The sequence below is a fragment of the Paracoccus alkenifer genome, from assembly GCF_900108405.1.
In the GTDB taxonomy this organism is placed as follows: Bacteria; Pseudomonadota; Alphaproteobacteria; order Rhodobacterales; family Rhodobacteraceae; genus Paracoccus; species Paracoccus alkenifer.
This window is the reverse complement of sequence record NZ_FNXG01000002.1, coordinates 186,469-200,969: the sequence shown is the minus strand read 5'-3', so window position 1 is coordinate 200,969 and position 14,501 is coordinate 186,469. Positions and strand designations below refer to the sequence as shown.

The 14,501-nt window shown below is 70.3% G+C and carries 12 protein-coding genes; 7 read left to right on the top strand and 5 right to left on the bottom strand.

The annotated features are described in order from the left end of the window. Position 1 precedes the first annotated feature (1 nt). From hisS to BLW83_RS05115, 4 genes are all read left to right on the top strand, one after another. On the top strand, positions 2 to 1,501 hold the full coding sequence (gene hisS, locus BLW83_RS05130; RefSeq protein WP_090846310.1) for a histidine--tRNA ligase: 1,500 nt from the start codon (positions 2 to 4) through the stop codon (positions 1,499 to 1,501). Next, positions 1,498 to 2,580 (top strand): ATP phosphoribosyltransferase regulatory subunit, encoded by a 1,083-nt coding sequence (locus tag BLW83_RS05125; protein ID WP_090846308.1) that lies wholly within the window; start codon positions 1,498 to 1,500, stop codon positions 2,578 to 2,580. The genes hisS and BLW83_RS05125 overlap by 4 nt, the downstream gene beginning before the upstream one ends. Further along, a complete protein-coding gene (gene hisG, locus BLW83_RS05120) occupies positions 2,574 to 3,263 on the top strand; it encodes an ATP phosphoribosyltransferase (RefSeq protein ID WP_090846306.1) in 690 nt (229 codons plus the stop codon). Before BLW83_RS05125 ends, hisG begins: the two co-directional genes overlap by 7 nt. Before the next feature lie 151 nt (positions 3,264 to 3,414). Beyond that, on the top strand, positions 3,415 to 3,681 hold the full coding sequence (locus BLW83_RS05115; RefSeq protein ID WP_090846304.1) for a DUF2171 domain-containing protein: 267 nt from the start codon (positions 3,415 to 3,417) through the stop codon (positions 3,679 to 3,681). 121 nt (positions 3,682 to 3,802) lie between these two features. Here BLW83_RS05115 and BLW83_RS05110 read toward each other — a convergent pair whose 3' ends face one another. Continuing rightward, the gene (locus BLW83_RS05110) at positions 3,803 to 4,327 is read right to left on the bottom strand and encodes a hypothetical protein (RefSeq protein ID WP_090846302.1); all 525 of its coding nucleotides are present in this window, start codon (positions 4,325 to 4,327) and stop codon (positions 3,803 to 3,805) included. A gap of 177 nt (positions 4,328 to 4,504) precedes the next feature. Here BLW83_RS05110 and BLW83_RS05105 point away from each other — a divergent pair, with 177 nt between their 5' ends. Beyond that, a complete protein-coding gene (locus tag BLW83_RS05105) occupies positions 4,505 to 4,933 on the top strand; it encodes a hypothetical protein (protein ID WP_090846300.1) in 429 nt (142 codons plus the stop codon). Positions 4,934 to 4,992: 59 nt separating this feature from the next. Here BLW83_RS05105 and BLW83_RS05100 read toward each other — a convergent pair whose 3' ends face one another. The 3 genes from BLW83_RS05100 to BLW83_RS05090 form a co-directional block, all read right to left on the bottom strand. Further along, positions 4,993 to 5,496, bottom strand: a complete 504-nt coding sequence (locus BLW83_RS05100) for a hypothetical protein (protein ID WP_143042748.1) — start codon at positions 5,494 to 5,496, stop codon at positions 4,993 to 4,995. Positions 5,497 to 5,576: 80 nt separating this feature from the next. Beyond that, on the bottom strand, positions 5,577 to 7,091 hold the full coding sequence (gene gatB, locus BLW83_RS05095) for an Asp-tRNA(Asn)/Glu-tRNA(Gln) amidotransferase subunit GatB (protein WP_090846296.1): 1,515 nt from the start codon (positions 7,089 to 7,091) through the stop codon (positions 5,577 to 5,579). Between the two features lie 79 nt (positions 7,092 to 7,170). Further along, on the bottom strand, positions 7,171 to 10,587 hold the full coding sequence (locus BLW83_RS05090) for a hypothetical protein (protein WP_090846294.1): 3,417 nt from the start codon (positions 10,585 to 10,587) through the stop codon (positions 7,171 to 7,173). Between the two features lie 206 nt (positions 10,588 to 10,793). On the opposite strand from BLW83_RS05090, the gene BLW83_RS05085 reads away from it, so the two are divergent. Both BLW83_RS05085 and BLW83_RS05080 read left to right on the top strand, forming a co-directional pair. After that, positions 10,794 to 11,684, top strand: a complete 891-nt coding sequence (locus tag BLW83_RS05085; RefSeq protein WP_090846293.1) for an SIMPL domain-containing protein — start codon at positions 10,794 to 10,796, stop codon at positions 11,682 to 11,684. 184 nt (positions 11,685 to 11,868) lie between these two features. Continuing rightward, positions 11,869 to 12,519, top strand: a complete 651-nt coding sequence (locus BLW83_RS05080; protein WP_090846291.1) for a TerC family protein — start codon at positions 11,869 to 11,871, stop codon at positions 12,517 to 12,519. Positions 12,520 to 12,666: 147 nt separating this feature from the next. Here BLW83_RS05080 and aspS read toward each other — a convergent pair whose 3' ends face one another. Further along, positions 12,667 to 14,445, bottom strand: a complete 1,779-nt coding sequence (aspS, locus tag BLW83_RS05075) for an aspartate--tRNA ligase (RefSeq protein ID WP_090846289.1) — start codon at positions 14,443 to 14,445, stop codon at positions 12,667 to 12,669. Between the last annotated feature and the right edge of the window lie 56 nt (positions 14,446 to 14,501).

Here is a 14,501-nt window from a genome sequence, read left to right as displayed (position 1 = left end):
CATGGCCAAGGATCCCAAACCGCGCCGCCCGCGCGCCGAAACGCCCAAGGGCTTTCGCGACTATTTCGGGCCGGACGTCACCGAACGCAAGGAGATGCTGGACCGGATCGCCGCGGTCTATCATCTGCACGGCTTTGACGCGCTGGAAACCAGCGGCATCGAGACGGTCGAGGCGCTGGGGAAATTCCTGCCCGACGTGGACCGCCCCAACGCCGGCGTGTTCGCGTGGCAGGAAGAATCCGTGCCCGGCGGCGGTTCCGGCGACTGGCTGGCGCTGCGCTATGACCTGACCGCGCCGCTTGCGCGCGTCGCGGCGCAGTATCGCAACGACCTGCCGACGCCCTATCGGCGCTATGCGATGGGACCGGTCTGGCGCAATGAAAAGCCGGGGCCGGGGCGTTACCGGCAGTTCTATCAATGCGATGCCGACACCGTGGGCGCGGCAAGCGTGGCGGCGGATGCGGAAATCATCGCCATGCTGGCCGACGCGCTGGAGGCCGCGGGGATCGCGCGCGGCGATTACCTCGTGCGGGTCAACAACCGCAAGGTGCTGAACGGGGTGCTGGACTCGATGGGGGTTTCCGACCCCGACACCGCCGCCGACGTGCTGCGCACCATCGACAAGTTCGACAAGGTGGGCGAATCCGGTGTGCGCGAGCTGCTGACCACCGGGCGCAAGGACGCCTCGGGCGCGGAAATCGACGGCGTGGGGCTGGATGCGGCGCAGGCCGAGCCGGTGATCGCCTTTCTGACCTCAAAGGGCGCGACCAACGCCGCCACGCTGGACAATCTGCGGGCGGCGGTGGGCGGATCGGTGGTGGGGGCCGAGGGCGTGGACGAGCTGGCCCAGATCGCGGCGCTGCTGGACGCGAGCGGCATGGGCCCCGACCGCGTGGTCATCGACCCCTCGGTGGTGCGCGGCCTTGGCTATTACACCGGCCCGGTGTTCGAGGCCGAGCTGACCTTTGAAATCCTTGACGACAAGGGGCGCAAGCGGCAGTTCGGGTCCGTCGCGGGCGGCGGGCGCTATGACGATCTGGTGGAACGCTTTACCGGGCAGAAGGTGCCGGCGACCGGGGTTTCCATCGGGGTGGACCGGCTGCTGGCGGCGCTGCGTGAAAAGGGGTTGGCCGGGGCGCAGGCGCAAGGCCCGGTGGTGGTCACCGTCATGGACCGCGAGCGGATGGGCGATTACCACGCCATGGCCGCCGAGCTGCGCGTCGCCGGCATCCGGGCCGAGGTCTATCTGGGCAACCCGAAAAACTTCGGCAACCAGTTGAAATACGCCGACAAGCGCGGCTCTCCGGTTGCCATCATCCAGGGCGGGGACGAGGCCGCGCGCGGCGTGGTTCAGGTCAAGGACTTGATCCTTGGCGCCAAGATCGCCGCGCAAGCCTCGGTCGAGGAATGGAAATCCCAGCCCGCGCAGGTCGAGGTTCCCCGCGCCGATCTGGTCGCCACCGTGCGCAGGATGCTGGCGCGCGAGACGGGGGCGCAATGATCCCCCGCACCGCCAAGGCCGCGGTCGGCCGGCGCATCCTCGACGCGTTCCGCGCGGCCGGCGCGGTCGAGGTCGCGCCCGACATCCTGCTGCCCGCCGACACGCTGCTGGATCTGTATGGCGAGGACATCCGCGCCCGCGCCTATCTGACCACCGACCCGATCAGGGGCGAGGTGGTGCTGCGCCCCGATTTCACCGTGCCGGTGGTGCGGATGCACATGGCGGGCGGCGCGGAACCCGCCCGCTACTGCTATCTGGGCGAGGTGTTTCGCAAGCAGGACCACGGCGACACCCGCCCTGACCACCCCCGCGACAACGAATATCTGCAAGCCGGGTTCGAGCTGTTTTCCCGCGATCCCGACGCCGATGCCGAGGTGTTCGCGCTGTTCCACACCGCCCTTGCCCCCTGCCGGCTGACCGCCACCATGGGCGACATGCAGCTGTTGCTGGACGCGGTGGCCGGGCTGCCGCTGTCCGGGCCGCGCCGGGCGATGCTTGCGCATCACATCTGGCGACCGCGGCGGTTTCAGCGGCTGCTGGAACGGTTTTCCGCACCCGAGACCCCGCGACGCTTTGCGATCAACGGCGCCCCCTGGACCGGGCTGCGGACCGAGGCCGAGATGCTGTCCCGTATCGCAAGGCTTGAGACCGCCGCCGAGGGCCCGCCCCTGCCCCCCGAGTGGCACGAGCGGCTGCACCGGCTGTTTTCCGTCGCCGGCCCCGCGCCCGCTGCGCTGGACGAGTTGCGGGTGCTGGCCGATCACCTGCCCGCCATCGCCCCCGCGGTCGAGCGGCTGGCGGCGCGGCTGGCGGCGATTGCCGCGCGCGGCATCGACCCGGCGCAGGTGCGTTTCGACGCCAGCCACGGGCGGCAGACCATGGAATATTACGACGGCATGACCTTCAGCTTTACCGCCGAGGGGCGGGCGGGTCAGGGGCGGACCGACTGGCCACCGGTCGCCTCGGGGGGGCGCTATGATGCGCTGACCCGGGTGCTGGGCGCAGGCGCGGCGATCCCGGCCGTCGGCGGCATCATCCGCCCCGGGCTGGTCGCGGAACTGGAGGGCGCGGAATGCTGAAGCTGGGCCTGCCCTCCAAGGGTCGTCTGATGGAGCAGAGCTTCGAGTGGTTCTGCGCCCGCGGCATCCGCCTGTCGCGCGCGGGGTCGGACCGCGAATACGCCGCCCGCGCCGAGGGAATCGACGGGCTGTCGCTGGTGCTGCTGTCGGCGGGCGAGATCCCGCGCGAACTCGCCGCCGGCCGCATCCAGCTGGGCGTGACCGGCACGGATCTGGTGCGCGAGAAGCTGGCCGGCTGGCGCTCGGACGTGGTCGAGCTGGCGCCGATGGGCTTCGGCCATGCCGATCTGGTGCTGGCGGTGCCGTCCTGCTGGCGCGACTGCGAAGGTCTGGACGATTTCGCCGCCATCGCCCGCGATTTCCGCGCCGCCCACGGGTTTCGGCTGCGCATCGCCACCAAATATCACCGGCTGGTGCGCGCGTTTCTGTCCGAACACGAGGTCGCGGATTATCAGCTGGTCGACAGCCAGGGCGCGACCGAGGGCACAGTGGCCAACCTGACCGCCGAGGCCATTGCCGACATCACCAGCTCGGGCGAGACGCTGCGCGCCAACCACCTGAAGATCCTGCCCGACGCGCTGATCCACGCCAGCCAGGCCACGCTGCTGGCCAACCGCAGCGCCGCCGCCACCGCGCCGATGCAGGCGCTGCTGGCGCATCTGGGGCTGGCGCAGCCGCGCTGATCGGGGCCGCAGGGCCTGCGTCACCGCCGCACGGGGGCGCTGCCCCCGCACCCCCGGGATATTTTCATGATGAAGAATCAGCGCTGCCGCCCGGGACCGATTCCGGCGGCCGCGCGTTGACCGGCATCACCCGACCGAAAGGAGAAGCGTCATGGTCAACGCCAGCGACATCAGTGAACACATGGAAATCGTCGGAGCCGACGGGGTGCATGTCGGCAAGGTCGATCACATGGACGGCGACCGCATCAAGATGACCCGCAAGGACCGCGAGCACGGGCAGGACAGCAGCCACCACCATTATGTGCGGCTGGCCGCCGTGGCCTCATTGGACGGCGGCAAGGTCTGGCTGTCGGCGGATGCCGCCAATGCCGGGCAGCTGTTCGAGGAAGAGGACGGATCGCCCGTCGAACACGAATAAGCAAAGCGCGCGGCTCGGGTCGAGCCCGGCCCGCGCGCGTTCTTCCTTGCCCAAATATCCCCGCCGGAGGCTATGGCCACATCACCCGGCGTGGGCGTTCCGGCCGCGCCCGGCGGGGCAATCAGCGAGAGGCGGGGCCCAGTCGGTTGCCGTTGGGCGGCTCGGACCCGGCTTGAGCGTCGGTGCGGGCCGCAAGCGGCGGGCGCTGGACAAATGCCGGGGCCGGGCCGGCATCATGCACCCCCGGCGCAGGATCGGCCGGGGCGGCGCCCGGGTCGTCGAGGTCGGCATGCCGAGCCGCAGGCGCCTGTGGGACGGCAGAGGCGGCGGCGGGTGCCCCGGCCGATGGGGTCGCGGGCGCAGCTTGGGGCGTGCGCGACACGGGCTGGGGCTCTTGCGCCGCTGGTGGCGGCGGCAGTCGGCGGCGGAACACCAGCACGTTGTGATAGACCGTGGTGCGGCTGGTCAGGCCGCTGCGTTCGTCGCAAGGCAGGGTTTCGGCGCGGATATATTCCCACCCCGCCGCGGCCATGCGGTTGATCTCGACCGTCAGCGCATGGGCAAAGCGTTCGGCGCCCGAACGCGCGCCCGGCGCCTTTTCGCCGCGGGAAGGGGCTGGGATCACCGTATATTCTTCGTGCTGCACCTGTGCCTCCGCTGGGTTTCGCGGATCAGGAATAATCCATCCTGCCCCCGCTCGCCAGACATGCGCGCAGTTTTCGCGTTCATCAGGCGCGGGCTTTCGCCGATGGGCGCGATGTCGCATCGAACGGGCCTTGCGTTAACATATACTGCGATAGTTCGCATATTCGGAGTATATGAGATGAAACATGTTCTGGTTGCCGCCGCGCTGGCGCTGGCCCTGCCCATGGCCAGCGCGGCGCAAGCGCCGTTCAACGCGCAAGAAGCCGGGTTGTCCCAGCCGGTGGTCGTGCTGACCCCGACGGTGGCGCAGAATGCCGATGCGTTGCAGCTGAACGACGAGCAGCGCGCCGCCGTCAAGGCATGGATGGAAACCGGGCCGGTCAATCGAGTCGCCCGCGAACAGGCAGCGGTGGCGCTGCGCGAGCAGCTGCGCCAGCAGATCATCGCCGGGGCGCCGGTCGAGGAACGGCAAGAGCTGGCGCGTCAGATCGGCGATGCCGAGGCCGATCTGGTGATGATGCGGTCCGCCTGCGTCGATCATTGGCGCGAAGTCCTGACCGAAGAGCAATTCGCCGAGGCCCTGCGGCTGGCAAAACTGGCCGAGTGAACGGCCCGCGGCGCCCGCAAGCGGCGCCGCGCGCTTGCGCGAAACCTCTGGCGCGGGCCTCAGATCATGTAGATCAGCCGCGCCAGCACCACGATCGAGATCACCAGCAGGAACGCCAGGTAATGCACCGCCGCAAAGCGGGCGCTGACGAAATCCCGGTCGCTGCCGCTGATCAGCAGGAAATGCCGCAACCGCCCGCGCAGGCCGGTGGCGGCCCCCGGCATGAAGACGAAAGGCGCCGACAGAAAGATCGCGGCCAGCCCCAGCGCCAGCCCCATCTTGACCGTCAGCAACAGCCCGAAGCTGGTGTCCAGAAACGGCCCCCAGCCGCCGGCGGCGCCCAGAAACTCGGCATACATGACAAAGCCGGTCGCAAACAGCGCCACCACGATAGGGGGATAGCTGCGCCGGATACGGCGAAACAGCAGGTATTCCATGCGCGTGAATTCGGATTGCGAGACCACGTGGCGCAGCGGGCCAAGCGCCAGCACCTCGGTGATGATCGCACCACCAAAGCACATGGCGCACAGCAGATGGATCAGGCGAAGGATATCGTGCAGCATGGGCCTATCCCGATTGTTTTGATCGGAATAGGCATCCTCCCGCCCGCCGCCCATGCGACATTCGCCCGCAGGTGCGGACCTCAGCCGCCCAGCTTTTTTGCCACCAGCTCCTGCACCGCTGCCGGATTGGCCTTGCCGCCGGTGGCTTTCAGCACCTGACCGACGAACCAGCCGGCCAGCTTGGGGTTTGCCCGCGCCTTTTCGACCTGCGCCGGGTTGGCGGCGATGATTTCATCCACCGCGGCCTCGATGGCGCCAAGGTCGGTGACCTGTTTCATCCCGCGCGCGGCGGCGATTTCGGCGGGGTCGCCGCCTTCGGTCCAGACGATCTCGAACAGATCCTTGGCCATCTTGCCCGAGATCTCGCCCGAGGCGATCAGGTCGATCACGCCGCCCAGCTGCGCGGCGCTGACCGGGCTGTCGGCGATCGCCAGCCCCTGTTTGTTCAGCCGGCCGAACAGCTCGTTGATGACCCAGTTCGCCGCCTGCTTGCCGTCGCGGCCCTGCGCCACGGCCTCGAAGTAATCGGCGTTCTCGACCTCGGCGGTCAGCACGCCGGCGTCATATTCCGACAGCCCCAGCTCGCGCACGAAACGGGCCTTTTTCGCGTCGGGCAACTCGGGCATCGCAGCGGCGATCCCGTCCACCCATGCCTGTTCGATTTCCAGCGGCAGCAGGTCGGGGTCGGGGAAATAGCGGTAATCATGCGCATCCTCTTTCGAGCGCATCGACCGGGTTTCGCCCTTGTCGGGGTCGTAAAGCCGGGTTTCCTGCACCACCTCGCCGCCGTCCTCGATGATGGCGATCTGGCGGCGGGCCTCATACTCGACCGCCTGCTGGATAAAGCGCATCGAGTTCATGTTCTTGATCTCGCAGCGCGTGCCCAGATGGCTGAAATCGCCGGTCTCGACAAAGCGTTCATAGGCGCCGGGCTTGCACACCGACACGTTGACGTCGGCACGCAGGCTGCCTTCTTGCATGTTGCCGTCGCAGGTGCCCAGATAGCGCATGATCTGGCGCAGCTTGCCGACATAGGCCGCCGCTTCCTCGGGGCCGCGGATGTCGGGGCGGGAAACGATCTCCATCAAGGCGACGCCGGTGCGGTTCAGGTCGACGAAGGACAGGTTCGGGTCCATGTCGTGGATCGACTTGCCGGCGTCCTGTTCCAGATGGATGCGTTCGATCCTGACCCGGCGGGCGATGCCGGGGGCCATGTCGACGATGATTTCGCCCTCGCCCACGATGGGGTGGTAAAGCTGGCTGATCTGATAGCCCTGCGGCAAGTCAGGGTAGAAATAATTCTTGCGGTCAAAGGCGGAAAACAGGTTGATCGCGGCGTTCAGCCCCAGCCCGGTGCGCACCGCCTGTTCCACGCAGAATTCGTTGATGACCGGCAGCATCCCCGGCATCGCCGCATCGACAAAGCTGACGTTGCTGTTGGGTTCCGCGCCGAACGCGGTCGAGGCCCCCGAAAACAGCTTGGCGTTCGAGGCGACCTGCGCGTGGACCTCTAGCCCGATCACCAGTTCCCAGTCGCCCTTTGCCCCGGCGATGACCTTGGGTTCGGGTGCGGTATAGGTAAGATGGTCGAGCATTCTGGCCTCCGGCAGGGTTGCGCCGGTTCTATTGCCGCACGGGCCGCACGGCAAGTGGCGCCTTGCGGTTCCGGCGGGCTTACTTGCCGTTCATGATCGGCAGGTTGTAGGTGCGCCCGCCCTTGACATAGCTGATCTTGCCGTCGCCGATCTTGTTGATGGCGCCGCCGTCGATCTTGTCGCCGATGCGCACGGTGACGATGCGGCCGTTGCGCAGGCGGATCAGCCCGCGGCTGGCACGGCCGGCGCCGATGATCCCGATGACCTGGGTCTTGCCCGATTCAAAGCCGCGCTGGGTGGCGTTGCGCGCCACCTCGCCGCCAGAGGTGCCCTGTGCGGGTTTCTGCGCCACCTCTGGCTCGTCGTCCATCTCGGGCGGGCGATACGAGCCTTGCGAGGCGATGGCGGCCTTGCGCTCGGCCTCGGCCTGGGCGCGGGCGCGGGCTTCGGCCTGGGCGCGGGCCTGGGCCTCGGCCTGCGCGTCGGTCTGGGCGCGGGCGCGGGCGCGTTCCTCGGCCTGGCGTTGCAGTTCCTCGTCGCGGGCGCGCTGTGCGCTGTCGTCGGCGGGGGGCGTGGGTGCAGCGGCGGCGGGGGGCACGGCTGCGGGGGGCGCGGCTGTCGGGGACACGGGGCGCATCGCGGCCGCGGCGGCGATGGCCACGGCCTCGGCCTCGCTGTCGCGCATGGGGGCCAGCGCCGTGGCGGTGCGCGCGGGCTTGCGCACCGGGGCGCCGGTCGAGGCCAGCGGCCGGCCGGCGGCGGGGTTGGCGCTGGCAACGGCCTCGGCCAGCGCATTGGCAAGCGCGGGGGCGGTGCCGCGCGGGGGTCGCGGGCTGGGACGGTTCCCGACCGAGGCGGTGGCGCGCGCCGGCGCCTGCGCTGCGACGGTGGCCGAGGGTGCAGCAGAGGGCCGGCCAGCCACTGCCTCGGCCACCGCCGCATCGACGGCGGCGGCAATGGCCGGACGCCGGGTCGGGCGGGCTTCGGCGAACAGCGGGCCGCGCGCGGTTGCCGGCGGCGACAACCGCCGCAGCCCGGGATTGAAGGCGTAAAGATCGGCCAGCAGCGCATCGGCCTCGGCGGCCTCGGCGGGGGTCATTTCAGCCGCGGTCAGGGCTTCGTTGGCCGAGCCTTCCTCGGGGCGCGGGGCGGGGCGGCCGCTAGGGCGCGAGGATGTTGCAGCAGGCGCGGGGGCGGCTGGGGCGACGGCGGCAGGTGCAGCGGCGGCAGGTGCGGGGGCGGCAGCGGGCGTCGCCCGGCGGGCGGGCGGGCGCGAGGCTGCGGCAGGGCGCGAGGTCGCAGCGGGCGCCGCGGCCCGCGGCTGCGCGGGGGGTGCTGCCGGGGCGGCGGCACGCGCCGGCGCGGCTGCGGTGGCGGCAGCAGCAGCAGGCGGCGTCCGGCGCACCGCGGGGCGGCTGCTGGGGCGTTCCGAGCGCGTCAGCGAGCTGCGTCCCGGCACCACCGCGGGCAGCTGGTCCGCCGTTGCGGCTGGCGGGGCCGCCGCCGGCTGCCTGCGCGGCGCAACCGACGGGCGCAGCGTGGTGGCGGTGGCAGGCGCCGTGGCCGCAGGCGTTCCCGCCGCGCCACTGGCGGTCGCATCTTGTGCGGCAACCGCGGGCGCAGCCGCCGGATCGGCTTGGGCCGGGACAGCATCCGCCGCCGGGGCATCCGAAACCGCGGTGCCGGCCACAGCCGAAGGCCCGGCCTGAGCAGAGGCCCCGGCTGCATCCGCCGGGGGCGAAACCACGTCAGGCACGGGCGCGGCCGTCCCCTGCCCGCCCGACGCTGCGGGGGCAAGGGCGGTGGTCTCGGGGTTGCTCTCGGCCGGCGGCCCATCCGGCGCGGGGACCGCAGCCGCGGGATGCGGCATCGCGGCGACCGCCGGGGGCGGGGTCTCGTCCGACATCAGCGGTGCGGTGGCGGCGTCCCTTGCGGACGGCTCGGCGATCAGCCCATCACGGGGCGCGCCGGGGGCCGCAGCCCCGCCCGACACAGCCCCGCCGGGGGCAGCCTCGCCCGACGCGACGGCGGGTTCGGGCAAGTCCGGGGCGGCAGCGACGGACGGCGCGGCGGCGGTGGCCTCGGACGGCGCACCCGGCGCTGCGGCGGCAAGATCATCCCGCCCCGCGCCCGGCGGCGTCACAAAGGCCCAGATCAGCGTCAGCCCCAGCAGCAGCGCCCCCAGCATCACCAGCAGCGCGCCGATGCCGCCGCGGGAACCGGGGTGGCGGTCGGGCAGCGGCGCGGCCTCGCCCCGCGCCAGCCGCGCGGCAGCGGCGCGGTCCAGCACCGCCTGCGCCCGCGGCGACAGCGCAGCGGGCTTGCGCGGCAGCGCCGGCGCTTCGTGCTCGGCGATCAGATCCGAGGGCGGGGCCGGGGGCGCCGGACGCGCGGACCCCGCCTTGCCGGGCTTTGCGGCCACAAGATCGTCGGGCAGGAAAGCGGTCACCTCGGGCGCGGGTGCCGCAGGTTTGAGATCGGCCGCAGCACCGGCAGGCCGAAGAGCCGCGGCCTTGGCGCCGGCGCCCGCAGCAACGGCGGCGCCTGTGCTGGCAGCGGCCTGTGTAGCTTGCACCGGGGGGGCAGCTGGAACGTCCTGCGAGCCGGGGGCCGCATCGGCCTTGGCGCCCGCAATTGCCGGGGCAGCATCAGCCTTGGCAACCGTCGCCCCCGCGCCGGCAACGGCCAAGATGGTTGCAGCAGCCTGACCCGCCTTTCCCCCAGCCGGGTCGCCAGCAGGCTGGTCCGCGGGCGGCGCCGGATTTGCCCCGACGCCCGCCTTATCCCCAGAGACAGCGCTTGCCGACTGCGCAAGCTCGGCGCTGGCGGCCTGATCGGCTTGGCCGACAGGCTCGGCGATGGCCGGGCGTTCCGGGGCGGTCTTGTCGTCGCCGGCCCCTGTATCCGTTTCGGCCAGATCGCCGTGCAGGTCCAGATCCCCGGCGGCGTGCTGCACAGCCCTGTCGTCCGGCCCGACCGCCACCCCCGCCCCCAGCCCCACCCCCGGCCCCGCCGCATCGTGGAACTGCGGCGCGGTCGGGAACTGGTCCTCGGCCGGATCGCCCAGAAAACCGTCGGCGGCAAAGCCGTGGCTGCGGGCGAAATCCTCGGCCTCGCGCAGGGTCTGCCGGGCCACGGCGGCAACCCGCATCCGGCCGCGATCCTCGGGGCGCCAGTCCCACGACAGCTCGGCCACCGGATAGGGGGTCAGCCCGTCCAGCGCGCGGCCAAGATCCTCGTCCGGCGCGGCCCCGGCCGGCAGCGAGGTATACAGGATCTGGTCCTCGGGAATGATCAGCGCCACCCGCGCATCGGGTCCATTGGCCGCCAGCCGGCGCAGCCGCGCCATCTCGGCCCGGAAATCCGGCGCGTCGAAAGCCGCGACCGAAATCTCGGTCCAGCGGGAACGCTGGCCGGGCGCGGCGGCCCGTTCCAGCAGATGCACAGCATCGCTGCTGAACGACAGGGCGAAATCGGGCGCGGACCGCATGTTCATGGCCGGGGCTTTTCTGTTCTGGCCGGTCGTCGTTGGTCGCGATCCGGTCCGTTGACTGCTCGTCCCATGGATACCGCAGTTGCCCGCCCGTGCAAAGGGAAACACCATATCGTGAGGGACCCTTGCGCGCAAACGCGCGTTGCCGAAGCTGTGGCCCCCGGCCCCGGCGCCGGGGCCTGTCCAAAGCCCGGCTGAAAGGAATCCATATGTCTGCGGTTTCACGAGATTTTTCCGGTTCCGGCCGCGGTTCGGCGCTGCTGGCGGGGGTGCTGGCCCTGCTGGCGGTTACCCCTGCCGCCGCGCATCCCGGGGCAGGATGGCAGGGGGCTGGGCATTGCGGGCCGGGCCTGATGCAGCCCGCCACGCTGGGCGTGCAGGGCGAGGCGCGGGTCCATGTCGCCCCTGACCTTGCCACCGTATCGCTGGGCGTCACCACCCAGGCCGAAACCGCCGCGCAGGCCATGTCCGACAACGCCACCCGGCAAGGCGCGATCATCGAGGCGCTGCGCGGGCAGGGCATCGCGGCCGAGGACTTGCAGACCCAGGGGCTGAACCTCGCACCGCTGCAAGATTATTCGCGCCAGGGCCAGCCGCCCCGGATCACCGGCTATCAGGCGCAGAACATCGTGACGGCGCAGGTGCGCGACATCGCGCAGCTGGGGCCGCTGCTCGACGCATTGGTCGCGGCCGGCGCCACCGACGTGCAGGGGATCAGCTTCGCGCGCGAGGATGGCTCGGCCGCCGAGGATCAGGCCCGCGCGGATGCCGTCGCCGAAGCCCGCCGCCGGGCCGAGGTCATGGCGCAGGCCGCCGGGATGCAGCTGGGCCCGCTGCGGTCGCTGAGCGATGCCTCGACCATCGGCGGGCCTCGGCCGCAGATGATGGCCGCCCGCGCCAGCGCCGATGCGCAAGCCACGCCGATCGAGGCCGGCCAGCTGACCATCACCGCAACGGTCGAGACGGTCTGGACGCTGCTGCCCGAGGGCGCAGAGGCGGCGAATTGCGGCCCGCAGATGCACCACAAGCCGCAGCGCGGGACACTGGACGGGGCACCACAGCCTGACGCACCCGACGCCCCGGCGACCCCGCAGGACTGACGCCACGCGGCGGCAATGACGCGGCGGGCACGGCTGAAACCCCCGCAAGCCCGCCCCCTGCCCGCCTGCGTCCCATTGCGCTTGGCTTTCGCGAGGTTTATCCGGCGACAACCGGCGGCAACCCGCCGCCGAGGTCCGGTAATGCCGCCCCGCGCGCCCGGCCAGACAGCAGGAAAGGAACGATATGCACTTCTTGACCGGCGACTGGATCGGAGCGCTGTTCCAGGTCATCGCAATCGACCTTGTGCTGGCGGGCGACAACGCCATCGTTATCGGGCTGGCCGCCGCCGGGCTGCCGCGCGAGCAGCGCAACAAGGCGATCCTGATCGGGATCGGCGCCGCCACCGTCATGCGCATCGGCTTTGCCCTGATCACCACGCAATTGCTGGCGATCACCGGGCTGCTGCTGGCGGGCGGCATCCTGCTGCTGTGGGTGTCGTGGAAGATGTGGCGCGAACTGCGCGCCGGCGCGGGCCACGACCATGTGGCCGCACATGAGGCGCTGGCCGGCGCCGATGTCAGCATCGCCGAGCGCCCCGCCCAGGACAAGCGCAAGTCGCTGGGACAGGCGGTGACGCAGATCATCGTCGCGGATGTGTCGATGTCGCTGGACAACGTGCTGGCAGTGGCCGGCGCGGCGCGCCATCACCTGGACGTGCTGGTGATCGGGCTGGTGCTGTCGATCGCGCTGATGGGGCTGGCCTCGACCTGGATCGCACGTCTGATCAACCGCTTTCGCTGGATCGCATGGATCGGGCTGGCGATCATCCTGTTCGTCGCCCTGCGGATGATCTGGGAAGGCTGGCACGAGGTCGCGGTGGCCATGGCCGGCTGACGCGCCCCGGCCGCAAACACGCCGCCTGACACGATCAACCGCGCCGCCCACGGCAAATTCTTCATCATGCAAATATCCCGGGGTCCGGGGCAGCGCCCCGGTCCGGCGGTATCGGGCAGCGCCCCGGCCCCGTGGCATTGCCCGGTTTCAGGCGTCCTTCGGCAGCACCCGCAGGCGCAGTTCGCGCAGTTGCTCGTTGGTCGGCTCGCTCGGCGCGCCCATCATCAGATCCTCGGCGCGCTGGTTCATCGGGAACATGATGACCTCGCGGATGTTCTGCTCATCGGCCAGCAGCATCACGATGCGGTCGATCCCCGCCGCGCAACCCCCGTGAGGGGGGGCACCATAGCGGAACGCCTTGACCATGCCGCCGAAACGCTTTTCAACCTCGGAGGCCGGATAGCCGGCCAGCTCGAACGCCTTGAACATGATTTCCGGCTTGTGGTTGCGGATCGCGCCGCTGACCAGCTCATAGCCGTTGCAGGCCAGGTCGTATTGATAGCCCTTGACCGCCAGCGGGTCGCCGTTCAGCGCCTCCAGCCCGCCCTGCGGCATGGAAAACGGGTTGTGGGAAAAGTCGATTTTCCCCTCGTCGGTCTTCTCATACATCGGGAAATCGACGATCCAGGCGAATTTGAACTGGTTTTCGTCGATCAGCCCCAACTCGCGGCCGATCTCGGTGCGGGCGCGACCGGCAACCGCCTCGAAGCTTTCGGGGCGACCACCAAGAAAGAACACCGCGTCGCCCTCGCCCAGCCCCAGCTGGGTGCGGATCGCCTCGGTCGGCTCGTGGCCAAGCGCCTTGGCGATGGGGCCGGCGGCCTCGGTCTGCCCGCCCTCGGCCTTCCGCCAGAAAATATACCCCATCCCCGGCAGACCTTCCTTCTGCGCGAACGCATTCATCCGGTCGGCAAATTTGCGCGAGCCGCCGCCGGGGGCCGGAATCGCGCGGACCTCGGTGCCGTCCTGTTCCAGCAGCTTGGCGAAGATGCCAAAGCCCGAGCCGCGGAAGTGGTCGGAAACCACCTGCATCTCGATCGGGTTGCGCAGGTCGGGCTTGTCGGTGCCGTATTTCAGCATCGATTCCGCATAGGGGATCAGCGGCCAGTCGGCATCGACGCGGCGGCCGTTGCCGAATTCCTCGAACAGCCCCTGAATGACCGGCTGGATGGCGGCGAACACGTCCTCTTGCTCGACAAAGGACATTTCCACGTCAAGCTGATAGAAATCGGTCGGCGAGCGGTCGGCGCGCGGGTCTTCGTCGCGAAAGCACGGCGCGATCTGGAAATAGCGGTCGAAGCCCGCGACCATGATCAGCTGCTTGAACTGCTGCGGCGCCTGCGGCAGCGCATAGAACTTGCCCGGATGCAGCCGCGAGGGCACCAGAAAGTCGCGCGCCCCCTCGGGGCTGGACGCGGTGATGATCGGGGTCTGGAACTCGGTAAAGCCCTGATCCCACATGCGGTCGCGCAGCCATTTCACCACCCGCGACCGCAGCATGATGTTGTCGTGCAGGGATTCGCGGCGCAGGTCGATGAAGCGATAGGCCAGCCGGGTTTCCTCGGGGTAGTCGTGGTCGCCGAACACCGGCAGGGGCAGCTCGTCGGCGGGGCCAAGCACCTCGACCCCGGTCGCGTAGACCTCGATCTCGCCGGTGGGCAGCTTGGGGTTCACAAGGCTGGCGTCGCGCGGCTTTACCTGCCCGTCGATGCGGATCACGGTTTCGGCGCGCAGCCGCTCCAGCACCGGAAAGGCGGGGGAATCGCTGTCGGCGATCACCTGCGTGATGCCGTAATGGTCGCGCAGGTCGATGAACAGCACGCCTCCGTGATCGCGCACCCGATGCACCCAGCCCGACAGGCGCACGGAGTTCCCGGCGTCGGCGGCGGTCAACTGGCCGCAGGTGTGGCTGCGATAGGCGTTCATGGCGCGTCCCCTTTGTTTTCGGTCCCGCATCAACGCCGCCAGCGGCGCCAAGTCAA